General features: G+C 39.1%; 20 protein-coding genes and 2 tRNA genes. 16 read left to right on the forward strand and 6 right to left on the reverse strand.

What is annotated here, in order from left to right:
- Both IRB43_RS16075 and IRB43_RS16080 read left to right on the forward strand, forming a co-directional pair.
- A tRNA-Val gene (locus IRB43_RS16075) sits at nt 1-70 on the forward strand.
- Nucleotides 71-89: 19 nt separating this feature from the next.
- A tRNA-Asp gene (locus tag IRB43_RS16080) sits at nt 90-163 on the forward strand.
- Between the two features lie 180 nt (nt 164-343).
- Here the strand turns inward: IRB43_RS16080 and IRB43_RS16085 are convergent.
- Nucleotides 344-1564, reverse strand: coding sequence for a multidrug effflux MFS transporter (locus IRB43_RS16085; protein ID WP_203364494.1), 1221 nt, complete (start codon nt 1562-1564; stop codon nt 344-346).
- 444 nt (nt 1565-2008) lie between these two features.
- Between IRB43_RS16085 and IRB43_RS16090 the strand changes: the two genes are divergently transcribed.
- The 5 genes from IRB43_RS16090 (at nt 2009) to IRB43_RS16110 (ending at nt 9187) form a co-directional block, all read left to right on the forward strand.
- The gene (locus tag IRB43_RS16090) at nt 2009-2449 is read left to right on the forward strand and encodes an NUDIX domain-containing protein (protein WP_203364495.1); all 441 of its coding nucleotides are present in this window, start codon (nt 2009-2011) and stop codon (nt 2447-2449) included.
- A gap of 50 nt (nt 2450-2499) precedes the next feature.
- Nucleotides 2500-4536, forward strand: a complete 2037-nt coding sequence (locus IRB43_RS16095) for a transporter substrate-binding domain-containing protein (protein ID WP_203364496.1) — start codon at nt 2500-2502, stop codon at nt 4534-4536.
- A gap of 1 nt (nt 4537) precedes the next feature.
- Nucleotides 4538-5920: a sigma-54-dependent transcriptional regulator gene (locus IRB43_RS16100; protein WP_203364497.1), complete on the forward strand. Its 1383-nt coding sequence runs from the start codon at nt 4538-4540 to the stop codon at nt 5918-5920.
- 252 nt (nt 5921-6172) lie between these two features.
- Nucleotides 6173-7192, forward strand: coding sequence for a TAXI family TRAP transporter solute-binding subunit (locus IRB43_RS16105; protein ID WP_203364498.1), 1020 nt, complete (start codon nt 6173-6175; stop codon nt 7190-7192).
- Between the two features lie 15 nt (nt 7193-7207).
- Nucleotides 7208-9187 (forward strand): TRAP transporter permease, encoded by a 1980-nt coding sequence (locus IRB43_RS16110; protein WP_203364499.1) that lies wholly within the window; start codon nt 7208-7210, stop codon nt 9185-9187.
- 43 nt (nt 9188-9230) lie between these two features.
- Here IRB43_RS16110 and splB read toward each other — a convergent pair whose 3' ends face one another.
- From splB to IRB43_RS16135, 5 genes are all read right to left on the reverse strand, one after another.
- A complete protein-coding gene (splB, locus tag IRB43_RS16115; protein ID WP_203364500.1) occupies nt 9231-10259 on the reverse strand; it encodes a spore photoproduct lyase in 1029 nt (342 codons plus the stop codon).
- Between the two features lie 11 nt (nt 10260-10270).
- Nucleotides 10271-10510 carry a transcriptional regulator SplA domain-containing protein gene (locus IRB43_RS16120; RefSeq protein ID WP_203364501.1) on the reverse strand — a complete coding sequence of 80 codons (240 nt, stop codon included), beginning with the start codon at nt 10508-10510 and terminating at the stop codon, nt 10271-10273.
- A gap of 155 nt (nt 10511-10665) precedes the next feature.
- Nucleotides 10666-11976: an MFS transporter gene (locus IRB43_RS16125; protein ID WP_238942064.1), complete on the reverse strand. Its 1311-nt coding sequence runs from the start codon at nt 11974-11976 to the stop codon at nt 10666-10668.
- A 111-nt stretch (nt 11977-12087) separates the two neighbouring features.
- On the reverse strand, nt 12088-12600 hold the full coding sequence (locus tag IRB43_RS16130; protein ID WP_203364502.1) for a phosphatase PAP2 family protein: 513 nt from the start codon (nt 12598-12600) through the stop codon (nt 12088-12090).
- Nucleotides 12601-12688: 88 nt separating this feature from the next.
- A complete protein-coding gene (locus IRB43_RS16135; protein WP_203364503.1) occupies nt 12689-13648 on the reverse strand; it encodes a glycine-rich domain-containing protein in 960 nt (319 codons plus the stop codon).
- A 226-nt stretch (nt 13649-13874) separates the two neighbouring features.
- Here IRB43_RS16135 and IRB43_RS16140 point away from each other — a divergent pair, with 226 nt between their 5' ends.
- The 9 genes from IRB43_RS16140 to IRB43_RS16180 all read left to right on the forward strand — a co-directional run bounded on the left by IRB43_RS16140 (nt 13875) and on the right by IRB43_RS16180 (nt 25308).
- Nucleotides 13875-14807 carry a manganese-dependent inorganic pyrophosphatase gene (locus IRB43_RS16140; RefSeq protein WP_203364504.1) on the forward strand — a complete coding sequence of 311 codons (933 nt, stop codon included), beginning with the start codon at nt 13875-13877 and terminating at the stop codon, nt 14805-14807.
- A gap of 377 nt (nt 14808-15184) precedes the next feature.
- Nucleotides 15185-16678, forward strand: a complete 1494-nt coding sequence (locus IRB43_RS16145; protein WP_203364505.1) for a peptide MFS transporter — start codon at nt 15185-15187, stop codon at nt 16676-16678.
- A 178-nt stretch (nt 16679-16856) separates the two neighbouring features.
- Entirely contained in the window at nt 16857-17852 is a 996-nt protein-coding gene (locus IRB43_RS16150; protein WP_203364506.1) for a DUF4003 family protein, read from the forward strand.
- Nucleotides 17853-18431: 579 nt separating this feature from the next.
- On the forward strand, nt 18432-19124 hold the full coding sequence (locus IRB43_RS16155) for a GntR family transcriptional regulator (RefSeq protein ID WP_203364507.1): 693 nt from the start codon (nt 18432-18434) through the stop codon (nt 19122-19124).
- A 23-nt stretch (nt 19125-19147) separates the two neighbouring features.
- Nucleotides 19148-20362, forward strand: coding sequence for an L-2-hydroxyglutarate oxidase (lhgO, locus tag IRB43_RS16160; RefSeq protein ID WP_203364508.1), 1215 nt, complete (start codon nt 19148-19150; stop codon nt 20360-20362).
- A gap of 42 nt (nt 20363-20404) precedes the next feature.
- Nucleotides 20405-20713, forward strand: a complete 309-nt coding sequence (locus IRB43_RS16165) for a DUF3870 domain-containing protein (protein WP_203364530.1) — start codon at nt 20405-20407, stop codon at nt 20711-20713.
- A 294-nt stretch (nt 20714-21007) separates the two neighbouring features.
- Entirely contained in the window at nt 21008-21949 is a 942-nt protein-coding gene (glaH, locus tag IRB43_RS16170; RefSeq protein ID WP_203364509.1) for a glutarate dioxygenase GlaH, read from the forward strand.
- Nucleotides 21950-22371: 422 nt separating this feature from the next.
- Complete coding sequence (locus IRB43_RS16175; protein ID WP_203364510.1) at nt 22372-23721, forward strand: APC family permease; 1350 nt, start codon at nt 22372-22374, stop codon at nt 23719-23721.
- 294 nt (nt 23722-24015) lie between these two features.
- Nucleotides 24016-25308 carry a Glu/Leu/Phe/Val family dehydrogenase gene (locus IRB43_RS16180; protein WP_275296790.1) on the forward strand — a complete coding sequence of 431 codons (1293 nt, stop codon included), beginning with the start codon at nt 24016-24018 and terminating at the stop codon, nt 25306-25308.
- Nucleotides 25309-25395 lie beyond the last annotated feature (87 nt).

Here is a 25395-nt window from a genome sequence, read left to right on the forward strand (position 1 = left end):
GGATTAGCTCAGCTGGGAGAGCACCTGCCTTACAAGCAGGGGGTCGGCGGTTCGATCCCGTCATCCTCCATCATTCAAATTTCATAAATGGTCCGGTAGTTCAGTTGGTTAGAATGCCTGCCTGTCACGCAGGAGGTCGCGGGTTCGAGTCCCGTCCGGACCGTCCTTAAAAATGTGTAAAGTTTATTCCTTTGCGCATTTTTTTAATTTCAATTCANTCCTTAAAAATGTGTAAAGTTTATTCCTTTGCGCATTTTTTTAATTTCAATTCATTAATAGCAGTTTAATGTGCTAATAAAGGAAACCGTCAGCTTGTTGAATCGAAGCTGACGGTTTTTCTCTTTCAATTAGCTTGTACACGGTTGCGAATAAGGAAGAAGTAAGCAAGTAATGCGATCGTATTACAAGTGAAAATGATTATTCCCATTGGCCAAGCATTTGCGTCACCTGCAATCCCAACGAGTGGAGATACGATGGCTCCACCGATAAATGGAAGCAATCCTAATAGAGCAGAAGCGCTTCCTGCCGCTTTCCCTTGATTCTGCATACTTAAAGAGAAAGCGGTAGTGGAGACCATACCAACACTAGAAACAATCAGAAAGAGTGCAATAATCATAGCGAATAATGAGAGCTTGGTGATGACAACAAGGATAAGTAATAGACTTCCGGTAAAAGCTATTAAAATACCAGTTAAAAGTAGCTTTATCTCACTGACTGTACTAGATAATCTTCCTGCAACTTGGGCTGAAATGATAATGCCCAGTCCATTAAGAGCAAACAACATGGAAAATTGTTGTGGAGTGACGCCATAAATATTTTGCAGGACGAAAGGTGATCCTGCAATGTAGGCAAACATACTGGCCATAATAAACGCCTGTGTGCTCGCTAACCCCATAAATGAACGGTTTTTTAATAGAGTTCCAAATGTTTTCAACGTCGCTTTTAAACTGCTTTCTGAGCGATAGTTCGTAGGTAATGTTTCTGGTAAGAAAAAAAACACCGCTAAAAACATGATGAGTCCGATGACACCTAAAACGATAAAGACGGTAGGCCAGGAAGAGAAATTTAAAACAGCTCCTCCAGAAATAGGAGCAAGGATCGGAGCAGCTCCATTGACAAGAGCAAGCAAAGAAATAAATTTCGTTAAGTCTTTCCCAGAATATAAATCGCGAGCAGAGGCACGAGCGATCACAATCCCGGCCGCTCCAGTCAATCCTTGAATGAAGCGAAGGAAGACGAGTATCCAAATATTTGAGCTGAAAGCACATAGCACAGAGACTAGGGAATAAATGATTAAAGTAGAAGTGAGTGGTTTGCGTCTGCCTTGTATATCACTTAAAGGTCCGAAAATTAATTGTCCGATGGCTAGTCCCATTAAACAAGCTGTCAAACTTAATTGAGCGAGTGAAGTCGTTGTATGTAAGTCCTCTGCTACTATTGGAAGAGCGGGGAGGTACATATCCATCGATAATGGACCGAAAGCGGTTAAGGAGCCGAGGATAAGCACAATCCAAGCTTTGTTTAATGAGCTCGTCAGCTCGGTTTGTTTTTCTAATGAATTCATCTTTTATCCCCTTTCTATCTATATTTCTAAAGCATGACACTAGTCTAACATAGGCATTGGTAATATACACCTTTAGAAAAGCGAATAATAGTAAACTATTATTCGCTTCCCCTTAACTAGAGAAAGACTATTTTCAGTTATTTTATTTGGCCAAAACGAGTGAGAACGTAAGTTGATGATTTTGGTTATACAGCTCTATTTGGTTACGGCTTACATCAAAACCCCTTGTCTTTTAACTATCTTCCATATAAAATACAATAGAACTGGAAAATTGTAGCTAGGGTTCCGCTTCTCTTGCAGAAGGTCTGTGACCGAGGGCTACCTCTTTTGCAATAGCAGAAGGCACCTATTGACATAAAAGGTCCGAGGGGAAAGGTTCAGTGTATTTCGTATGCGCTGAATGCTTTCCTCCGGGCCTTTTTATTTTGAAATGGAGGAGAAATAATGAGTAATAACTTGCAAGTGTATCCAGGTGTGGCAATGGTAGTGTTTAATGAGAAGAAGCAGGTATTGTTGCAAAAGCGGGCGGATGTTGGTCTTTGGGGATTGCCATCGGGCCATGTGGAACCGGGAGAAACGGTGGAAGAAGCGGCGATACGGGAGGTTCATGAGGAAACAAATTTACAAATTCGCATCAAAAAATTAATCGGCGTTTATTCAGAGCCCACTTCTCAAATTTTTCACTATCCTGATGGTCGAACGGTTCATTTTATTACGACTTGTTTTTTGGCTGAGGTCATTGGAGGAGAGCTTCGCTGGCAGTCTAACGAGTCATTGGATGTGCAATTTTTTACGATAGATCAGTTGCCTACTGATTTATTGCCGATGCATCCATGTTGGCTAAAGGATGCTCTTGCGGATCAAGAGAGAGCCTTTATTCGTTAGTGGAATATGCTACAATAATAGCAATATTCAAAAAGGAGAAAGAAGCCTCTATGTATATACGTTTTCGGCCGATTTATCTTTTCCTTTGTCTAAGTCTATTGCTTGTATCTATGCCGTTTCCTGTAACTGCCAGTGTTGTTGGTTACGTGAAGCAAAAAAAGGTGAAGGAAGAAAAAAGAGTCTATAAGATTGCTGGTGAGCAACATTTAGCTCCTTTCTCTTTCATCAATGAAACAGGGGAGTTTACTGGTTTTAGCGTCGCCTTGTTTGATAACATTGCAAAAAATGAAAAAGTAGAGTTTGAATACATTCCGATGGATCTTTATCAGGCAACAGAAGCTCTTCAAAAAGGAGAGGTGGATGCCATCATGGGAATGAAATATTCGGCAGAGCAAAGTGAACGATTTGCCTTTTCAGAATCGTATTTCACGATGGCTGATGCGGTGATTGTTCCAAATGAATTGGCTTCTGAAGTGAACAAGCTGACGGATCTACGCGAAAAAACGATCGTTATGCAGGAGGAGCCTGTTTCTTTTGATCTGCTATTAAATGTTAGAAGAGTGGATTTTCTATTAGCTCTTAATCCTGAAGACGCTTTGCAGTTTTTATTTATGGGACGGGCAGATGCCTATCTTTCGAATAAATGGACAGCGGAATATTATTTAAGACAGGCAGGTAAACAAAGTGAATATGAAGTGTTAGATCACTTAAGTGTGCCTTCCGAATTTGCCGTAGCTGTCCGCCCGGGCGAGACGGAATTATTGTCGTTCATTAATCGATCGTTAAACCGGATGGAGGCGAGCGGAGAGTATCAGCAATTGTATAATGAATGGTTTACCTCCAGTACAGATGAACGGCTGAAGGAATTAAAAAATTGGATCGTTTTTCTTATTTTAATGATTACATTGTCCTTTGCTGTTTTGTATATGACGTATATATGGAATAAACGGCTGCAAAAGGAAGTAGAAAAGCGGACCTCTGCGTTAGCGATAGCGAATGAAAAGCTAGAGGTGCAAAGGCGTGCTATTTCTGATGCCAATGCGTTCAAAACGCAAATTATTAATCATATGTATTATGGAATTTTGACATTTGATCAATCGTTTCAATTAACTAGTATCAATCAGCGTGCTATCCAAATGCTTCGCTTATCTGAGCGGGTATCTGTTCAAACAGCAGATGTTTTAGAGCAGCCGCTCATTCGCCGTATTCTTCATACATATGAGCAAACATGGGATAACAAAATAAAGTTATTAAAGGAAGAAATTGAAATTGAGCAGGAAGGACAGACGCAGTTTTTCTTATACCGCTTAATTCCGCTGTACAAAGAAGGCGGACAAATGAACGGTTATTTATTGACGCTTGCTGACCGATCAGAAGCCAAAATGCTTGAGGAGAAGCTTGCGACTCAAGAGAAAATGCGGGCGCTTGGACAGCTTGTCGCTGGAGTGGCTCATGAAATTCGCAATCCGCTGACATCAATGAAAATGTTTATTGATTTGCTTCCGCGTAAATATGAGGATCCTGTGTTCCGAGAAGAATTACTTAAGCATGTACCGGAAGCGCTTCATCGGATGAATCGTATTGTGGAGACATTGCTTGATTACGCTCGGCCAAAATATCCGAAGAAGAAAATGTTTGCTGTCGATTCGTTTTTTCACTCGTTAGAGGCAATCATTCAGCCAACATTAAGAAAAAAAGGTGTTCAGCTCGATTTAAAAATTGAATCAGGCATGATGTTATATAGCGATCCCGATCAAATGAAGCAAGTGATGTTAAATTTAATGTTAAATGCAGTGGATGCGATGGAAGAGCGTTCAGAGAAAATTTTATTCATTGAATCCAAAACAGATCAAGGAATAGGGATCATTCGTGTATCAGACACTGGATGCGGTATGGGGAAAGAAGAAGTTTCTCATATTTTAGAGCCTTTTTACACGACGAAAGAGCATGGAGTCGGACTTGGACTAACTCTTTGCTATCAATGGGTGAAAGAGAACAATGGAGAGATGAACATTGAATCTGTAAAGGGACAAGGAACGACATTTTTCCTAGAGTTGCCGATGGAGGAAAAAGGGAGAGGACATTGATATGAAGCCAGTTATCCTAATTATTGACGATGAATCAGCTATTGGTTCTTCTCTTCGCTTTGCATTAGAAAACGAATACGAAGTGACCGCCGTAACCCATGTTCCAGATGGATATGAGCTGTTGAAGCAAAAAAGTATGGATATCGTACTGCTCGATTGGCGCCTAGGGAAATATAACGGGCTTGAAGTGTTGACAGAGATTAAAACGATTCAGCCAGATGTTTCTGTGATTATGATGACAGCCTACGGAACGATTGAATCATCCGTTGAAGCGATGAAACGTGGCGCTTATCATTACATTACGAAGCCGTTAGATCTTGATGAAATAGAACTTTTGCTTGAAAAGGCACTCGAGCATCGGCAGTTACATGATCGAATTCGAGAGTTAAGTGACACGATCGAGAAAATTAAAGGATATGATCAAATGATTGGAGAAAGCGATGCCATGAAGCAAGTGTTTTCTCTCATTGATCGTGTGAAAGACATTGACTCGAGTGTGTTAATATTTGGCGAAAGCGGTACAGGAAAAGAATTAGTCGCAAGAGCTATTCATCGGCAAGGAAAAAGAAAAAACGGTCCTTTTATTTCGGTTAACTGTGCAGCCATCCCTGAAGCTTTGCTTGAAAGTGAATTGTTTGGCTATGAAAAGGGCGCTTTTACGGGAGCAGTGCGTAGCCAAGAGGGGAAGGTGGCTGCCGCCAATGGTGGGACGCTATTTTTAGATGAAATAGGTGAAATGCCCCCTTCGCTGCAAGCGAAATTGTTAAGAGTTTTACAAGAAAAAGAGGTTACCCCACTCGGATCAACAGAAACGAAGCGCGTAAATGTTCGGATCCTTAGTGCGACGAATAAAAATTTGGCTAGCATGGTAACTGAAGGCTCGTTTCGTGAAGATTTATTCTTTCGGTTGAATGTAATCCCTATTCACCTGCCACTGTTACGCGATCGAAAAGAGGATATTGGGCTGTTGATTTCCTATTTTTTAAAGAAGTATGCAGAGGAGATGAACCGGCCTTCATTAACGCTTTCGCCAAGTGTCTATGAACAATTGATGAGTTACGATTATCCAGGGAACGTTCGGCAGCTAGGCAACATTCTTGAATATGCGGCAGCAATGGCGAAGGAAAGAGTGATTCAACTGGAGGATTTACCAATTACAGTGACAAAAACAAAGGAGTTTTCCCATCCGTTAGAGAGCTCAGCAAATAGCCGAGAGGTGATTGAAGTTCCTATCGCAGCAACGATGAAGGAGGCGGAGCGGTTAATCATTGAGGCGGTGCTCGAACATCATGGAGGGAATCGTCGGCAGACGGCCAGTTCGTTAGAGATTAGTGAAAGAAATCTTCGCAATAAATTACAGCTGTATCGTCAAGAACTGAAATAGCGTGAAAAAAATGCCGGGTAGGAACATTTTGCCGTTCCAACCCGGCATTTTTTGCCGCTTTTATTAGATAGCTATTGATCTCTTACTTTATTTAAGTAAGTAATTAAAAATAGATAAAAGACTTTCAAGCCTTGAAAATGCTAGGTTTTTTCAATAAATCATCCATTCAGATAATGGTTATATTGTCTGAATTTTTAAAACGGTATGGTAATTGCATTATTAATAAAAAATAACTATAACAGGGGTGGGAAAATGAAAAAATATACAGCACTAATTCTTTTAATTATTTCCATTCTTACGTTTACTACAGCTTGTGGTAATTCTTCTTCTAGTGAACAAGAGAATGAAAACGATTCCAAAAACAAAACTCAAGCAGAAGGAGCTTTGTCAGGGGAACCGGTGACGATTTTAACAGGGGGAACGTCAGGAGTTTACTTTCAATTGGGAAATGCTTTAGCAAAAGTTTATGGTGATGAATTAGGTGCGCAAGCTAGTGCTCAAACAACAGGAGCATCTGCGGAGAACACGATGAAAATCAGCAAACAAAAAGCAGAACTTGGTTTAGCCATGGCAGATACGGTGTCAGACGCGTATAAGGGAGAAGGTAACTTTGTTCGCTCTGGGGCTCTATCAAATGTAAGAGCGATTGCTTCACTATATCCGAACTACATGCAAATTGTTGCTCCTAAAGAATCTGGCATTCGCACATTGGAGGATTTAAAAGGCAAGGATGTGGCGGTTGGTGCTCTCGGAAGTGGAACAGAGATCGTGGCCAAACGTATTTTACAAGAAGCAGGTATCACATATGACGATATGAATGCGGACTTTTTATCTTTCTCAGAGGGAATTGAAGGCATTAAAAACGGGACAACTGATGCAGCCTTTCTTTCTTCAGGTTATCCAAATTCCGGAATTATGGAGTTAGCAGCGACAGATGAAGTAGAAATTATTCCAGTACCGAAAGAATTAACAGAAAAGCTACAAAAGAAATATCCGGCGTTTAAAGTAGGAGCGATTCCAGCCAATACGTACAAAGGTGTCAAAAAGGATCGCGAAACCGTTTTAGTCAACAACTTGATGATTACTCATAAGGACTTATCTGAGGAAAAAGTCTACTTGCTGACAAAAACAATGTTCGAAAGTTTAGATGACCTTCGTAATGCTCACAATGCAGCGAAGCAAATTGAATTAGAAAAAGCGATGGAAGAACTACCTTTGCCTCTTCATCCAGGAGCAGAGAAGTACTACAAAGAAAAAGGAATGATCAAATAGAGAGGGGATGATTTTATGACAGAAAACAAAAATACTGTACCGGAGACAGTTGGAGGAGAAGAAGAAATTCTTCAAAAGTATGACAGTGAATCAAGGTTCCGAAAAATTGACGCAGGTTTTTGGCGTTGGGCGGTTTTCATTTTAAGTATCGGTCTTGCTAGTTATCATTTATATACGGCTTACTTCGGTCCGCTTGATGCTCTTCGCCACCGGTCATTGCATACAGCGATCATTGCCGCTCTAGTCTTTATTTTATATCCGGCGTTTTATAAAAAGGGTTCTAGCAACAAAGTGACGATTGTCGATATGTTATGGTCTGTAGCAGCCCTTGCTACAGGTGGCTATATGATTTTCGATTATGAAGGTATTGCTACAAGAATGTCCATCTATATGCCGAGTAATGTAGATATTGCTTTTGGGATTCTGACCATTATCGTTGTGATTGAAGGTGGTCGTCGAGTAGCAGGGAATGCTTTGACGATCTTGACGGTGTTATTTATCGCTTATGCCTTTTTCGGTCATTCCTTTCCGGATCTGCTCAAGCATTCAGGTAAGGATTTAGAGGATATTGTCACCTATATGTATTTATCAACGGAAGGGATTTATGGCATTGCCATTTCTGTTTCTGCTTCTTACATCATTCTCTTTATTTTGTTTGGAGCGTTCTTAAATAAATCAGGGATGGGGAAATTTTTCACGGATATTTCTCTGAGTGTAGCAGGTCATACGTCAGGTGGACCAGCGAAAGTATCGGTTATTTCGAGCGGGTTGCTTGGTTCGATTAACGGAAGCGCGTTAGCAAACGTCGTAACAACAGGGGCGTTTACGATTCCATTAATGAAACGCGTCGGCTACAAACCGGAATTTGCTGGAGCGGTGGAAGCGACAGCCTCAGTAGGCGGACAAATTATTCCACCAGTTATGGGAGCGACAGCCTTTATTATGGCAGAAACGTTAGGCATGCCATACAATCAGATTGCTCTTGCGGCGATTTTGCCTGCTTTCTTGTATTATTTAGGCATTATTTTGATCGTGCATTTCCGAGCAAAAAAATTAGGCTTAAGAGGGATGTCTAAAGCGGAGTTGCCGAACTTCTGGAAAGTGTTAAAAAGCGGCGGTCACTTATTGATCCCAATCTTTGTCTTAATCGGTTTGTTAATGGCAGGGAAAACACCGCTATATGCTGCTTTCTATGCGATTGTTCTATCGGTTGTTGTTAGTTGGTTTAATAAAGAAACGCGCATGGGCATAAAAGAAATTCTTGCAGCAATGGAAGAAGGGGTTCGTGCTGCTCTTGGTGTAGCCATGTCATGTGCGATGGTTGGTTTAATTGTTGGTGTCAGTACGTTAACAGGTCTTGGTCCTAAATTGACTCAGTCCATTCTCGTGCTTGGTCAAGGAGAAATGTTCTTAACGCTATTCTTTACGATGGTAGCTTGTATCATTATGGGGATGGGTCTTCCGTCTATTCCAACGTATATTATTACAGCGACGATGGCAGCACCTGCTTTGCTAGAATTAGGAGTCGATCCATTTGTTACTCATATGTTTGTGTTCTACTTCGGAATTTTAGCGAATGTCACACCACCGGTTGCTTTAGCTGCTTTTGCGGGAGCGGGTCTTGCTGGGGCAAATCCGAATAAAACCGGATTTGAAGCGTTGCGACTGGCGCTATCTGGTTTTATTATTCCATATATTTTCGTCTTTTCACCGGTGTTGCTGATGCAGAACGTGACTAGTCCGTGGGAAGTTGTTTGGGTGACAATTACCGCGATTATCGGCATACTAGGCTTGAGTGTAGCGCTAGAAAGATACTTTATTACGGATCTTCCATTGCCGCTTGCAGCTTTGTGTTTAATTGGTTCTATCACATTAATTGTTCCTGGTCTATGGACAGATATTGCTGGATTTGTCGTACTATCCTTTGTTCTAGGTCAGCAAATTTTATCTCGTTCGAAAGGACAACCGAAAGTACAAGATTCAAATGCGATTTAATGATAAAAACAGCTGTTAGGAGTTTCCTGACAGCTGTTTTCCATTAGGTGAAATATTCAATCTTGGCTTCGGGAAAGTATTGTTCGATATAATTTCCAAAGGTTGTTTTGATTTCCTCTTGCTCTTCTTTTTTATAGATATATTTTCCAATTCCGTATCGTCCCCATTTGTATTGCCGCTTTTCTTCTTCCATTTCTAGCTTAGTCATCGGATAGTTTTTTTCGATGACCCGTTTCGCTGGTTTGGTGAATCGATGCTGAATGAGTTCAAAGGTTAGGTCTTTTGTGGCGTAGGCGGGCAATGTTGCTGCCAATGTTTGAAAGAGTTCTAAATAACCTTGCTTCCACCCGTCATACAAATAAATCGGTGCAATAATAAAACCAAGCGGATAGCCTGCTTTTGCTACTTTTGCTGCTGCTTCTACCCGTTCTGCCAGTCTAGAGGTTCCAGGCTCGAGATATTTAATGACATAGTCAGCATTCATGCTAAAACGAAACCGTGTTTGGCCGTTATGTTGAGCATCGAGCAAATGATCGACATGAGCAAATTTTGTGACAAATCGGAGCTTGCCATAGGTTGATTGGCCAAAAAATTCAATCGTCCGTTTTAGTGAATGAGTTAAATGATCAATGCCAACAATGTCCGATGTACAAGAGGCTTCAAACCTTGTAATTTCCGGTGCTCTTTCAGCCATATAGTTATCAGCAGCCGCTAATATCTCTTCGGTATTTACATATGTCCGAATATAAGGTTTGCTTCCCATTGTTGTTTGCAAATAACAATAATGGCAATGCCCCATACAGCCAGTAGCAAGTGGAATCGCATATTCAGCAGAAGGCTTTGATGTATCAAATTTAAGCGTTTTACGAACTCCGACAACAAGTGTTGATTTCGCGATCCGATATTGTTGGAAATGAGTATCGCCCGGTAAATTTCGCACTTGATTGTGAGAAGTCGTTTGTCTAATTTCAATTCCCATGTCTGTAAATTTCTTTTTTAATTCGTGTCCTAGTGGATATTCTAGCGCTTGCGGCTCGATGTATACAAGCTGAGGAATAAATGGTTTAACCAACGTTTAGCCTCCTATTCTACAGCTCCGAAGTAACGGGCGAAATCTTGCTCCGCTGCTGCTTCAGATGGATAAATGGCAATTTGCTGATTAAGGGGATAATAGGTTTCATATAAAAATAGTGCTAATTCTCCTGGCTGGTCGGGATGATGTACAACTGCTGCTTGCTGTACATTAGCGGCTGTGTACGTATGAGGGTTGCGATAAATAACATAGACAATATCGCCTGCTTTGTATTGTTCGGATAGGTCCATATAAACACCTGCTTTCTTCAAAAATAGCTGTATTATTAGCGTCTCTGTTTGGGAAGAAAAGATTCCTGAAAAAGTTTGGGTATAAGAAAAGAATCATACACACCAATGGAAGAAATCATTGGTATGTATGATTGATGTGGATGGTGGATATGCAGTTAAACCCGTATGCGGCGATGGACAAATAAACCTATTAACACAAGAATCATGAGAGAACCTAGAGCTGTTCGGCTAGCGAGATTGCCGTAATCCGCTAAAAGTAAAGTAATGGTCCCATAAATAAGTGGTCCGACAATGGCGGATACTTTTCCTGAAAAAGCAAACAAGCCAAAGAATTGTCCGCGTTTTTCTTCAGGTGTCAACTCGATAATAAAGGTTCTAGAAGTGACCCATACAGCCCCTAATGAAACCCCGAATAAACTGCCCGTCACCCAGAACATAGTTCCATTCACAGCAAATGTGCCAATCAGCAAGGCGATTAATAAGATCATTCCAACCAAGGTAACAGATTTTTTCGCTCCGACTGCTTTTGTCACATAGCCAAAAATAAAAGAGCCAATAATGCTAGTGACCGTTGATACTAAGTAAAGCATGATGAATTCCCCCGATGAAAAGCCGACAATGGCTTTGGCATAGATGGCCATCATGGCAATGGCAGTTGCAATGGCATCATTGATAAAGAAATAAACAATCATAAATAAAAAGATCGATTGATGCTGTTTCATCTCTTTAAAGGTAGTGTAAATTTCTTTATATCCTTTAAGGAAAGCCCCTTTTTCAGCTGGAGGTAGCGGTGTTTTTTCTTTTCCGGTCAACATTAAAGGCAAAGAAAATAAAAAGAAAAGCACAGCTGTTGGAATAAATGCCTGGTGGAACTGTTCATCCTTAATGAAAGGGTAAATCGCTAATCCGGCGAGCGTGCCGATATAGCCCACTGCTACACCGAAGCCAGAAAGAAGCGGAATTTCTTCCTTTGTTCCTAAGTCGGAGAGCATCGCATCATAAAAAATTAAGCTGGAGTGGTAAAAAAACTTAGCAATGACAAATAATAAGATAACGAATACTAAAGCCGCTGGAAGACCAAATAGCTTCTGTTCAAACTCAGTTGATGCAAAAATGCCCATGCCGACTGTACATAGTACACAAATGAATGTAAAAGGAATGATGTAACGTTTTTTTCGTCCGGTTCGGTCAATCATTACACCGAAAAGAGGGGAGAATAAGACGAGAAATAAGCTGGATATAGCATTGGCATAAGAAATGAATGTGCTAGCAATTTGATTTAATTGCTCGCTTCCTCCAATTGCCTCTTGTAAATAGAAAGGAAAGAAGATAGTAATGATGTTTGAAGAGAAAATAGTATTAGCAAAGTCGTAAAGCGCCCAAGAAAGGACAGGCAATGACAGAAATAGTCCCCACGTGTACTGTTTGGTAGGCATCATGTTTTCTTTGCCTTGAAACTGAGCCATCGGTTTCACCTCTTTTTCTCTATTATAAAGCTTCCACCTTTCAAAAGAAGTCGAACAAAGAAAAAATAACAGAAAATTTACAAAAAAGAAGCTGACTTTTGTGCGAGGCACTTATGAGTCAGCTTCTTGACAATGAGAGGTGTTTTTATGAATAACGATTCCAGTTATAGTGCCGATTAGTGCACTAAAGACAATATCAGAAGGGTAATGATGGCCTACCCAAACCCGTGACAACCCGACAAGTCCAGAAAGGTAGGAGAGGATGCGTCCCCACATGCGGTCACGCAGGAATATAGCAGAAGATACAGCAAATGCTAAGAGTGTATGCTTGCTTGGGAAAGAAGAATCAATCTTAGTAGGCATTAAGATTCCGACTTTATGCTTCATGAATGGCCGCGGCTTAAAGCAAAGGCGCTTCAACAAGAAATTAACGAGTAACCCTGCAGTAGCGGATAAGATCGCTGTATTAGCCGTTCTTCTTTTTGGCCCGTCTAATACCCACTTGAGCAACAAAATAAAAAGAAACAAGTAACGGGCTTTTTTTGAAATGAGAATCATCCATTGGTCAATGAGAAAACAGCGCCCTGATAGTTGCTGAATCCCCCAAAATAATCTTTTGTCCATTAAACAGCCCCCTCATACAGTGAGTCATTACAACTATAACTTGCCCAGCTTAGCTATAATTAAACGGGGGAATGAAGAAGAAATGGGATTAACTGCTGCCGCATCCCCCTCCGCATCCTGAAGAACAGCTGGAAGAGGAACAGGAAGAATCAGAGCCGCTTCCTGAGTCGCAGGCAAAGCTAGAACAGCCGCTACAATGCGACGATCCATGAGATCCGTCTTTAGGTATTGCTTCTTTAGGCAGCAATTGCTTCATTTCATCTTGATAGTTTTCCGCTTCATACATAGAGAAATACACCATAGCCGGAAGTAAATACGTATAGTTGTTTTCAGCATCCAGGCGTCTGAAAGTTTCTTTGCTGATGGTTCCTGCTTGTTGAATATCTTCCTTTAGCATCTGAAGAATCATTCTCTGTGTCTCTTCAGCTTCCTCATCTTCTTTGAAATATTGTACTAATAATCGTGTTTCAGCTAATGTTCGGAAATTTTCTAACAGTTTACCTTCAAGAGGGTGTCTAAAAAAAGGTCCCCACAATAATCGACTGTTGGCGGTTGGTTCAAATAATTGTAGATACATCCAATCAAAGAATGCTCGTTCATTCGGAATCGGGACGGTCTCTATATTAGGGGTATGGTGTAAAAAACTCCCGTAAAACTTATGAGAAAAGGCCTCATACTCTTTTGTAAACATTAACATTTCATGCCACACTTCATCGACTTCTTCACTGAACATCGGAACGGTTTTTAATATTTTCGCTAAAATGAAGTATCTTTTTAATTCAAAAAGACGCCAGTCAAAATCATTGTCTGTCCATGTTGGATGATTTGTTAAGACGCGAATTTTCACTTTTTTAATAAAGTCAGGAGAGAGTGACTTGTTCAGCTTGTGTTCAAGCCATAAAAACTCGGAATGACACTCATTAATTAACGAAGGTGTTTGAATTCGATACAGTTCTAATGTTTTCTTCCTTTTATTGTCTTTGATAAGTGCAGAAATAACGATAAATAATAAAATACCCACAAAAAAAATTAGCCAAATCGTACTCATAAAAAACCTCCTTTTTTTTGGTATAATTCAATTATAATAGTGAAGAAATCAAAATGACAGATATTTTCGGCAAGACATATACCTATTAATTCGATTGGTTTTTATTAAATTGAAAACAATTAAGGAAAAGCTCGTTCATTTGCGGTAAAATAAAGACATAGAAAATGTAGTGAACCGTCTGAGCGGGACCACTATCTATCATATTATGTAAGTGAGGAGTAGAATAATGGAAAAAGTACTTATTTTCGGACATAAAAATCCGGACACAGATTCAATTTGTTCAGCAATTGCTTATGCGGCGTTAAAAAAAGAATTAGGAATGGATGCAGAGCCTGTTCGTTTGGGCAATACAAACGGTGAAACGGAATATGCTTTAGAGAAATTTGGAGCAGAAGTGCCGCGTCTGATTGATAAAGCAGCTTCAGAAGTAAATAAAGTGATTTTAGTGGATCACAATGAGCGCCAGCAAAGCGTTGATGATATCGAAGAAGTGCGTATTTTGGAAGTGATCGATCATCATCGTATCGCTAACTTTGAAACAAGTGATCCTCTATATTATCGTGCAGAGCCAGTTGGGTGTACGGCTACGATTTTAAATAAAATGTATAAAGAAAATGGTGTATCCATTCAAAAAGATATTGCGGGTTTAATGCTGTCTGCGATTATTTCTGATACTTTATTATTTAAGTCGCCCACTTGCACAGAGGAAGATGTGAAAGCGGCGAGCGAACTTGCTGACATTGCTGGAGTAGATGCAGAAGAGTATGGCCTAGCGATGTTGAAAGCTGGTGCAGACCTTAGTGACAAGTCTGTAGAGGAACTAATTTCCCTTGATGCGAAAGTGTTTCCAATGGGTAGCCGTAAAGTAGAAGTTGCTCAAGTTAACGCGGTGGATACAGCGGATGTACTCGTGCACAAAGCCGAAATTGAAGCGGCGCTGAATCGCACGGTTGATGAAAAAGGACTAGATTTATTCTTGTTTGTTGTAACGGATATCTTAAACAGTAATTCTGTAGCACTTGCAGTGGGGAAAGATCAAGCTGCAGTTGAAAAAGCATTTAACGTGCAATTACAAGATAACACGGCTCTTCTGGAGGGCGTTGTTTCTCGTAAAAAGCAGATCGTTCCTCCATTGACAGATACGTTAAAAGATATGTAAGCATGACAAGAAAGTAAGGCTTCTCCATGGGATGTGGAGGAGCTTTTTTATGTTTTAAATTAAATAGGTAGGTTTAATCATATATGTTCAACTTGTTCAATCGACATAAGAATGTTTATTTGGATACGCTGTTGATTTTTCTAACTAGATAGGATGTGATGATGTCGGAAAATCAATTTAGATTTGTGTGGATTTTACCATCTTTAATTATTTGAAAATATTTAAATGTTACAAAAATTTATAAAAATTGACAATTTAATCTAAAAAAATTATAATAATATAGTTTATATTTATTATATTGCACTCTCTTTATTTTTAATTTTTAGACAATACTGTAAATATAGAGAAGTGCAGAAACGTTTGAAAGGAGCTGCAATATGGACAACAATTATAAGCAAAAGATTGTCCAGAGTGTACCGCAAAAAGGTTTTTTTGGTCATCCTAAAGGATTATTTACGTTATTTTTCACTGAGTTTTGGGAACGATTTTCATATTATGGAATGAAAGCCCTTTTAATCTATTATATGTACTACTCTGTCTCTGAAGGGGGATTAGGGCTTGATCAAAGTACAGCTTTAGCGATCATGTCGATTTACGGTTCGCTTGTTTATATGTCAGGGATTATTGGCGGTTGGATTGCCGACCGCTTGCTAGGGACATCTCGAACTGTCTTTTATGGTGGTATTCTCATTATGTTTGGGCATATCGTGTTAGCATTGCCTTCAGGTGCAACCGCATTATTCATCTCGATGGGGTTAATCGTTATCGGAACGGGTCTATTGAAACCGAATGTATCTAGTGTTGTTGGAGATGTATACAGTGAAGAAGATCCGCGTCGCGATTCAGGCTTCAGTATTTTTTACATGGGTATTAATGCAGGAGCCCTGATTGCGCCGTTAGTGGTAGGGACAGTAGGGCAGCAGTACAATTTCCATCTTGGTTTTGGAATCGCTGCGATCGGAATGTTTATTGGATTAGTTGTTTTTGTGACAACAAAGAAGAAAAACCTTGGATTAGCCGGTACATATGTGACCAATCCGTTAGCTCCAGAAGAAAAGAAAAAGGTGTTTGTCCGAATAGGGCTTGCTATCGCTTTGATGGTAGGGCTTGGAGCAACAGGAATTGTCACTGGTACGTTGACCATTGATCGTTTTGTTACTTTAGTGAGTATTTTGGGGATTATTATTCCTGCTACTTATTTTATTGTTATGTATCGAAGTAAAAAAACAACAGAAGTGGAACGTTCCCGTTTGCTTGCTTATATCCCATTATTTATTGCTGCGATGATGTTTTGGGCAATTCAAGAACAAGGATCGAACATTTTAGCGGTGTATGCAGATAAACGGGTTCAATTGCAATTTGCTGGAATTGAATTGAAATCTTCATGGTTTCAAACATTAAATCCACTGTTTATTGTTACGTTTGCACCAGTATTCGCTTGGTTATGGGTGAAGCTAGGGAAGCATCAGCCATCTACTCCTAAGAAATTTTCACTTGGTTTATTTTTTGCTGGTCTATCTTTCTTAGTCATGATTTTCCCAGCTTACTTCAATGGAACAGAGTCATTGGCTAACCCAATGTGGCTTGTGCTTAGCTTTTTCTTAGTCGTTCTTGGTGAGCTATGCTTATCTCCAGTCGGATTAGCAGCGACAACGAAACTAGCGCCATCTGCGTTTTCGGCGCAAACGATGAGTCTTTGGTTTTTAACCAACGCCTCAGCTCAAGCCATCAATGCGAAAATTGTAGGCTACTATACAGACAAAACAGAAATCGCCTACTTCGGGATCATCGGAGGAATAGCGATTTTGCTAGGGCTATTACTATTCTTATTATCTCCAAAAATTCAAAAAATGATGCGAGGCGTCAGTTAAGGGAGCTCAACCTTACTAATTGAAAATAAAAAAGAACGGTTTCGGCCGTTCTTTTTTATTTTCCGGGAAATACCGACAACAAGTTTCAGCTTTCATCATACAGAAGAAATGTTGAAACCTTTTCTTCGTTTTTCCGTATAACAAAATAGATAAAAGTTGAGCGGAAGGATGATAAATCTTGAATCAAGCAGGGAATGTACAAACAGCAACTACATTTGTTGCGGATTATGAAAAATTGGTCGATGCCGTTAGTTGGGGAGCAGATAAACGTCAATTGTTGTTTATTGTTTGCCAATATCATTCGATCGGGCAGCGTTTCGATCCGAAAAGCTACCTGCAGCTGTTAAATTACATAAAAAAACAAGTAACGTGGATGTCGCCACTTAGAACGAGTTTTAATTATTCATTTACAGCGATGCTATTAACTAATTTCAAAGATCCTTATCAAAGTTTTGAAGAGGTACAAAGTTGTTACCGCTTACTGCTAGACAAAGGTTTTCGCAAATCCAGTTACACGTATATCGCAGCAACGGTTGCTGTTCTGACTCCGGCTGAATGTACGATGGATATGTCTAAATGTGCCACACGAGCCATGGCTATATACAAACAAATGAAAAAAGAGCATTTCTTTTTAACCTCTTACGAAGATTATCCATTGGCCATTTTACTGGCAAAATGCGAAGGCAATCACCATGGTTTAATGAATGAAATAGAATATTACTATGGGGCATTGAGTGAAGGGCCTTTTCGTGCAGGAAATGACTTGCAATTTTTGACCCACATTTTAGCTCAAGGTTCTTTTCATAATCGGCCGCTTCTTGCTGAGCGAGCAACTCATTGGTTCGAAAGCTTGCGGGATGAGGGAGTGAAGATCAAGGGTATTCATTATCCAATAATAGGAATACTCGCTCTTTTAGCCACACCCGATCAGCTGATGGATGAAATCATGACATTGTATCATGTCTTTAAAGGGGAAAAACTATTCAAATGGTATCAGGAGATGAGCCTTCTGATTGCTGCTCAATTAGTAATTAAAGAAAAAATGCAAGATAGCAGTGTAGTAACTGCTGGTTTAGCGGTTTCTATTGAAGCTATTTTACAAGCGCAACAAGCAGCGATGTTTGCGGCCATTGCAGCAGCAACTGCTCCTTCCTCCGCGACTAGTTCTTCATAACGATCAATTGACAGAAGAATTGGAGTAGTATATTGTTCAATCATATTGAGCATAAAGATTCATTTTTTTAAAGACCAAGTGAAATGTTGATTCTGTTGTTATAAACATATAGAGAAACTGTTATCCTAAGAGCGAAAGACCAGCACGCAGGTCAAGCTAGTGATATTTTCCTGAACAGGAATATCACTGGCTTTTTTGTTTCATGGTCCAGAACAGAAAGGTGAGAAGGAGATTTAGCCAACATGAGCAAAAGAAAAGGTTATGGCGAAGGAAAGAATGATCCGATGTCATTTATAGTAGAAGAGTTGAAGGGAAGCGAGAAAGCATCGGATCTTTTACACGAATGAGTCAGCCATTATTCAAAACAACCTGAAAAAATAAGATTGTATCCAATTAAAAAGGTAGAATGAATATGGAATACTAGGGTTTGAGAGCCTTTTTGCCCTTTATAATAATAGATTTACGGATTATGCTATAATAATCTTGCAATTCAGTATTTTATATGATAAAGTTTTTGTATCCAATATCCAATAGAGGACACTTGGATGAATTGATTTTTCCTAATTGAGGTGTACGATCATGAATTTTCAGCCTTCTAAGGATAAAACTACTGTAGTTAATTATGTGACGAAAAACTTAAGACAGGCGATTTTGAACGGCACATTTAAAGAGGGGGAAAGATTAATCCAAGAGGATTGGGCCAATATTTTAAATGTGAGCCGCATGCCGATAAGAGAAGCGCTAAGACAACTTCAATCGGAAGGGCTAGTGAGAATTGTTCCACATAAAGGAGCGATTGTTACACCAATTACGAAAGAAGATATAGAAGAAATTTATTATTTGCGCTCATCTTTAGAAGGGTTAGCTGTCGAAAAGTCGCTACCTTTTTTAACAAATGAGGATAAAAAAGAGTTAGCTAACATTCTAGAGAAAATGGAATCCTTAACGTTAACGGATGAAACGAATGATTATTATATTTCGTTAAATGAAAGCTTCCATAAGCTTTTGCGAAAGGGATGTCCATGGACTAGAGTCTTGAAGACAGTAGAAAACTTAGGAATTTCTCCAATTGCTCCGAGTTTGCTAGTAGACTATTACAAGGAGACTCAGAGAGAACACAGATTTATTTATGAAGCAGTAGAAAGAAACGACCCAGCTGAACTGCGGGCGGCGATTGAATACCATATATTGAGAACGAAGAATAACTTAATTTCCTATATGGAACATTTAAAGCCGTCTGAAGAAAATATAATGAATCAATCAAAAAACTAATTGAGTAAGAGGAGGAAGTAGATATGTACGATTTTAGTGTAGTGGGCGGGGGAATTGTAGGGCTTTCCACAGCCATGGCGTTATGTGAACGTTATCCAAATGCAAAGGTGCTTTTATTAGAAAAAGAGCCGCAATTGGCGATGCATCAAACAGGACATAACAGTGGAGTTATTCACTCAGGAATTTATTATAAACCAGGAAGCTATAAGGCTCGATTTGCTCGTCAAGGAAGTCAATCCATGAAAGAATTTTGTCAGCAGCACGATATCGAACATGACATTTGCGGGAAGGTCATTGTCGCAACCAAAAATGAACAGTTGCCATTGCTTGATAACTTATATAACCGCGGACTTGAAAATGAGTTGGATGTTAAAAAAATCGGCAAAGAAGAATTAAAGGAAATTGAGCCTCATGTAAATGGTCTAGCAGCTATTAAAGTAGCAGCAGCAGGTATTGTTAACTACAAACAAGTCAGTGAAAAGTTCGCTGAAATCATTCGTGAAAAAGGTGGAGACATCCGTCTAGCAACGAAGGTTGAAAATATTTCTGAATTGCAAGATGGCATTACAATTGAAACAACAAAAGGAACATTTAAATCTAAGTTTCTTATTAACTGTGCTGGATTACATAGTGACCGTGTGACAAACATGACAGGATATAAAACAGATGTAAAAATTGTTCCGTTCCGTGGAGAATACTTTAAATTAGTACCTGAAAAAAGACACTTAGTTAAGAACTTAATTTACCCTGTACCAAACCCTAAATTCCCATTCTTGGGAGTTCACTTCACACGTATGATCGGCGGAGAAGTAGACGCAGGCCCGAATGCGGTTCTAAGCTTTAAGCGTGAAGGATATAAGAAAACGGACCTCAATATTAAAGATTTATCAGAAGTAATGGGTTACCCTGGTTTCTGGAAGCTTGCAAGTAAATTTATGGGAGAAGGAATCGAAGAAATGCTTCGTTCATTCAGTAAAGCTAAATTCGTAGCTAGCTTACAAGAGTTAATTCCAGAAATTCAATCAGAAGATTTAATTCCTGCACCGGCTGGGGTACGTGCGCAAGCATTGAAAAACGATGGTAGCATGGTGGATGATTTCTACATCATTCCTGGAGAAAGAAGTATCCATGTATGTAATGCTCCATCACCAGCAGCAACAGCTTCGATCGAAATTGGTAAAGAAGTTGTGAAACAAATTGCTGAACATCCAAAAGTATCTCAAATTGTTCATTCCTAATATTATTAGAGGGGAGCCATTAAAGTGATTAATTCAAAAGTAATGTTTATCGCTGGCCACGCAAGATTGCCGCAAGGAATGGCTGCTAAAAGTGTGTTTGATACGTTAACAATTACCGCTGAAGTGGATATTAAATACGGGGTAATTTTAGAAGCCTCTTGTACGTTAGCGACTGAACACGGCAGGAACTTTATTGGTCAATTACTTAGAGGAGTTAGTTTAAAAGACGGTATTGACGAACCTCTTAAACAACTTCAGTTGTATTATAAAGGAAAAGCCGCTAATGCTTTGGCTGCTGCTTTAAATGATTTGCATTTACACTATCAACAAGTTTCGAAAAGTGCAAAATAATAATCAAAAAATATTGACAATTTTATGACCTTGGCATATACTAACGATAGTTAATAAATATATACTCACCTTGAGAAAATTGCCTTTTCCAATCACGTGGGTAATATCATATAACAGGTCCTTTAATTGCATGTAAAATATGAACTGAACTATTTACTGTGACTCCACTTCCCTGGAGCAGTGAAGTAAATATAAGCCAGTTTACTCATCTTTTTTATAAAAAGGGGTAAACTGGCTTTTTTATTTTCTTGCATGAGACCAACTAATAATGATAAAACCTAGGAGGAATTTTTAATGAGTACTATGGAAAAACAAGCTAAAAAATTTATTGCCAAAACACCTAACTATGAGGTAACATCTCATCCGCAAAGCGATCGCCTGTATCATATTGAATTAGATCGCACGGTAATTAGAGCTTTTCTCGAAAAAGCAAAACAAGAGGGTGTAACAGTTCAACACTTAGAGTACACACCATATGCTAGACGAATTGTTGCCGACTATTTGCTCCAATTAACAGGAAAAGAGTTCCAAGATGTATTAAGAGGTATCCTTCATGACCGTGAAACAGGTGGCTATACAATCGGTTTACAAGGGGAAACAGTAGATAAAGAAGAGTATGTGATTTTTGCAACAGCTTTAACACATATTGTAGGTACACCAAACTTTGATGCTATGACAAATAAATACTATGCTCGCTTTACTGTTGCACATACAGATTCAAGTGACTCTTATCTTCGTCAAGCTTATCGTTTATTCACTCTTCATACAGATGGAACATTTGTCGATGAGCCAACTGACTGGTTATTGATGATGAAGATGACAGAAGAAAATGCAGTGGGTGGCGAATCTCGTTTACTACATTTAGACGACTGGGAAGAGTTAGATAAATTCTCTACTCATCCATTAGCGACTCATAAGTTTACTTATAGAGCACCAAGCAGCAAAAACGTAGATCAAGAAGTTCAACGTGCTACATTCTTCAATGATAACAATAAACCTTGTATTTGCTACATTGATCAATTCGTGTATCCAGACACAATTGAAGAAGCAAAATACCTGAAAGAACTTTCTGATTCAATGGAAAGCGATGAAAGCGTTATTGAATTAAAATTACCTGTTGGTGACCTAGTCATGTTAAATAACTTATTCTGGTTGCATGGTCGTGCAGCTTTTGAAGTGAATACTGAATTAAATCGCGAATTAATGCGTCAACGTGGACGTTTCGCTGAAATTTAATAATGATGAAAGATGCGGACTTTATGTCTGCATCTTTTTTTTGTCTATTCTATATGTATGTAAGAATAACTTATGCAATTTTGCATTTTAGGTGGATAATCTATAAAAAGATCGTTGATGATCCATTGTTCTGCAACAAAGCATTAAAATTATTTTTTCGACAAATATACCTTTAAATTAGCGGTATATTTGTCTTTTTTTCTTTTTTGAAAATTTTTTATGTTTTTTTTGTAAAGTTGGCACAATAATTGTAAGAATATTTAATAAACTGTAAGCTGAGTTGAAAAATGATGTTGATTTGAATAGTGTTTGACTCCTTGGAATGAATCAAACAACAACATTGTTTTGTAACATAGTCAAATGATAAACAGTAAGTGACAGCGATCAAGGGGAAGTGTAATGCACATGAGGAGGAATGATATATGCAAGATTCTGTTCGTTTAAAAAGGTCGTTAAGTTTATGGGCCATTGTTATGTTAGGGGTAGGGTATATGACGCCAATGGTCGCGTTTGATACGTTTGGTATTGTTTCTGAAAAAACAAACGGACATGTACCGACTTCTTATATTATTGCTTTACTAGGGATGTTATTTACCGCTGCGAGTTACGGCAAAATGGTGAAAGTATTTCCTGTCGCGGGGTCAGCTTACACCTACACTCAAAAGGCGATTAATAAAAAACTTGGTTTTCTTGTTGGCTGGGCAGCTTTGCTCGACTATTTATTTTTGCCTATGGTGAATGCCCTTTTATCAAAAATATATTTATCAGCTTTGTTTCCGAATGTACCGGATTGGATCTGGGTTGTTGGGTTTGTAGCGATTGTGACGTTATTAAACTTGTTTAGTGTAAATTTAGCGGCAAACTTTAATACATTTCTTGTGATGTTTCAGTTTTTAGTTATTGCTATTTTTATTTTCTTAGTCGTTCGGGGATTATTAAGTGGTGAGGGAAATAGTGAAGTGTTTTCTTTCTTGCCATTTCTGGGCAGTGATATGGAAATGGGGTCTCTTGTGGCAGGAGCAACCATTCTTTGTTTTTCTTTCTTAGGGTTTGATGCTGTTACCACGTTGGCGGAAGAAACACCGGACGCTGTGAAAACGATTCCAAAAGCGATTTTTTTAACGGCATTAATTGGCGGTGTGTTGTTTACATCCGTTACGTACTTTACACAAATGTATTTTCCAGATATGTCGAGATTTTCAGATCCGGAGGCTGCTTCTCCGGAAATTGCATTGTTTGTTGGAGGGAAACTATTCCAAGCATTCTTTTTAGCGGGTACATTAACTGGAACATTGGCTTCAGGATTAGCTTCCCATACAAGTGTTTCTCGTTTGTTATATGTAATGGGAAGAGATCAAGTAATTTCTGCGAAGTTTTTTGGATATATACACCCTAAATGGAGAACTCCCGCATTTAACGTCATTTTAGTAGGCTTGGTTTCGTTGATTGCTATTTTCCTAACGTTAGAAACGGCGACATCATTGATTAACTTCGGGGCATTAATTGCCTTTACCTTTGTGAATTTAGCCGTTATTGCTCATTATGTAGTGAAGGAAAAGCGATATAAAACATTTAAAGATATGGTTAGCAACTTAATTTTTCCAATCATTGGAGCTAGCATTGTGATGGTGTTGTGGGTGAATTTAAATGTTCATTCATTAATTTTAGGAATCTTATGGTCGATCTTTGGAATGATTTACTTAATGTATATCACTAATATGTTCCGTTCTCCAGTACCACAAATGCATATGGAAGAGGTACATGAATTATAAAGATAAGTAACGCTGTCTCTTGCTAAGTATATAGATGTGAAAGCATCTGTATATAGTTGGCAAGAGACAATTTTTTTATGTTTCACGAATAAACCAATAATGACTTATTACAGATTCATTTTGACTTATGCGAAAAATAATAGGCTATGCTTTTTTTCATAAACTCTATGAGAAAATGCTTTAAATAAAGGCTTTTATCTTCATGATTTCAGCAAAAACCCCATGTTTTGTGGTTTCTAAAGGATGGCACGGAAATTGCTTATTACTAAGTAATAAAAAAAATGAGGTGTCATGATGGAAACAAAATCACAGGTTACAGAAGCAAAAGTACAAAAGTTGAAGGAGGAGAAAAATCCGCAATCAGAATTCCAAGCGATATTAAAGCAAGCAACGGATTTTCTTGGATATTCAGATGAGGTATTTGAGTTCTTCAAAGAGCCAATGAGATTTTTAGAAGTAAGCATTCCAGTGAAAATGGATAATGGAGTGACGCAAATTTTTCGCGGCTACAGAGCGCAGCATAATGATGCTTGCGGACCAACAAAGGGCGGCATTCGCTTTCACCCGGAAGTTAATCCAGATGAAGTTAAAGCGCTTGCAGGTTGGATGAGTTTAAAATGTGGCGTGAACGGTTTACCGTATGGAGGAGCGAAAGGCGGGATTATTTGTGAACCGCGAAATATGAGTATGAATGAACTAGAACGCTTAAGCCGCGGGTATGTGCGTGCTGTTAGTCAGCTTGTAGGTCCGACGAAAGATATTCCTGCTCCGGATATGTATACGAACTCACAAGTGATGGCTTGGATGCTTGATGAATATGACCATATTAGAGAATTTGACTCACCAGGTTTCATTACAGGAAAACCGTTAGTGTTGGGCGGTTCAGAAGGGAGAGAAACAGCTACTTCCAAAGGCGTATTGTATACACTGCAAATTATGAGTGAGATGAAAAATATGCCGCTTGAAGGGCTGAAGGTGATCGTTCAAGGATTTGGTAACGTTGGCGGTTATTTAGCTTACTTTTTACATGAAATAGGCGTAAAGGTAGTAGGTATTTCAGATGCTTTAGGAGCCATTTATGATCCGGAAGGTCTTGATGTTCCTTATTTACTTGAACGACGTGATTCATTTGGAATTGTTACAGGTTTATTTGACAACATTATCACCAACGAAGAACTACTAGAAAAAGAGTGTGATGTGTTAATTCCAGCAGCGATTGGCGGGGTTATTACAGAAGAAAATGCCGATCGAATTAATTGTAAATTTATTGTAGAAGCAGCGAATGGTCCAACGACGAAAGAAGCCATTCAAATTCTTGATCAGCGTGGAATCCCAGTTGTTCCAGACATCTTAGCTAACTCTGGAGGCGTCATTGTTTCTTATTTTGAATGGTGTCAAAATAACCAAGGCTTTTATTGGACAAAAGAAGTCGTGGAAGAACGTTTAAAAGAAAAGATTCACGCAAGCTTTTTAAACATTCAGCAAACGTCTGAAAACTTCGGTGTGTCCATGAAAATCGCAGCTTATATGGAAGGTATTCGTAAGATGGCCGAAGCTTCTCGTTTAAGAGGATGGATTAATTTTTAAGGTGCAAGTATGAAGTAAGGAGAAGGCCTGCACTGTTATAGTCGCAAACTCGAAGGCAAAAGGGAAAAATGTGATTGGGGAATCATA

It is taken from the genome of Bacillus sp. REN10, from assembly GCF_016820555.1.
In the GTDB taxonomy this organism is placed as follows: domain Bacteria; phylum Bacillota; class Bacilli; order Bacillales; family Domibacillaceae; genus Bacillus_CE.

Coding starts and splice junctions, on each gene's coding strand:
- IRB43_RS16085 (WP_203364494.1), bottom strand. CDS start 1,564: ATGAATTCATTAGAAAAACAAACCGAGCTGACGAGCTCATTAAACAAA.
- IRB43_RS16090 (WP_203364495.1), top strand. CDS start 2,009: ATGAGTAATAACTTGCAAGTGTATCCAGGTGTGGCAATGGTAGTGTTT.
- IRB43_RS16095 (WP_203364496.1), top strand. CDS start 2,500: ATGTATATACGTTTTCGGCCGATTTATCTTTTCCTTTGTCTAAGTCTA.
- IRB43_RS16100 (WP_203364497.1), top strand. CDS start 4,538: ATGAAGCCAGTTATCCTAATTATTGACGATGAATCAGCTATTGGTTCT.
- IRB43_RS16105 (WP_203364498.1), top strand. CDS start 6,173: ATGAAAAAATATACAGCACTAATTCTTTTAATTATTTCCATTCTTACG.
- IRB43_RS16110 (WP_203364499.1), top strand. CDS start 7,208: ATGACAGAAAACAAAAATACTGTACCGGAGACAGTTGGAGGAGAAGAA.
- IRB43_RS16120 (WP_203364501.1), bottom strand. CDS start 10,510: ATGGACCTATCCGAACAATACAAAGCAGGCGATATTGTCTATGTTATT.
- IRB43_RS16125 (WP_238942064.1), bottom strand. CDS start 11,976: ATGGCTCAGTTTCAAGGCAAAGAAAACATGATGCCTACCAAACAGTAC.
- IRB43_RS16130 (WP_203364502.1), bottom strand. CDS start 12,600: ATGGACAAAAGATTATTTTGGGGGATTCAGCAACTATCAGGGCGCTGT.
- IRB43_RS16135 (WP_203364503.1), bottom strand. CDS start 13,648: ATGAGTACGATTTGGCTAATTTTTTTTGTGGGTATTTTATTATTTATC.
- IRB43_RS16140 (WP_203364504.1), top strand. CDS start 13,875: ATGGAAAAAGTACTTATTTTCGGACATAAAAATCCGGACACAGATTCA.
- IRB43_RS16145 (WP_203364505.1), top strand. CDS start 15,185: ATGGACAACAATTATAAGCAAAAGATTGTCCAGAGTGTACCGCAAAAA.
- IRB43_RS16155 (WP_203364507.1), top strand. CDS start 18,432: ATGAATTTTCAGCCTTCTAAGGATAAAACTACTGTAGTTAATTATGTG.
- lhgO (WP_203364508.1), top strand. CDS start 19,148: ATGTACGATTTTAGTGTAGTGGGCGGGGGAATTGTAGGGCTTTCCACA.
- IRB43_RS16165 (WP_203364530.1), top strand. CDS start 20,405: ATGTTTATCGCTGGCCACGCAAGATTGCCGCAAGGAATGGCTGCTAAA.
- glaH (WP_203364509.1), top strand. CDS start 21,008: ATGAGTACTATGGAAAAACAAGCTAAAAAATTTATTGCCAAAACACCT.
- IRB43_RS16175 (WP_203364510.1), top strand. CDS start 22,372: ATGCAAGATTCTGTTCGTTTAAAAAGGTCGTTAAGTTTATGGGCCATT.
- IRB43_RS16180 (WP_275296790.1), top strand. CDS start 24,016: ATGGAAACAAAATCACAGGTTACAGAAGCAAAAGTACAAAAGTTGAAG.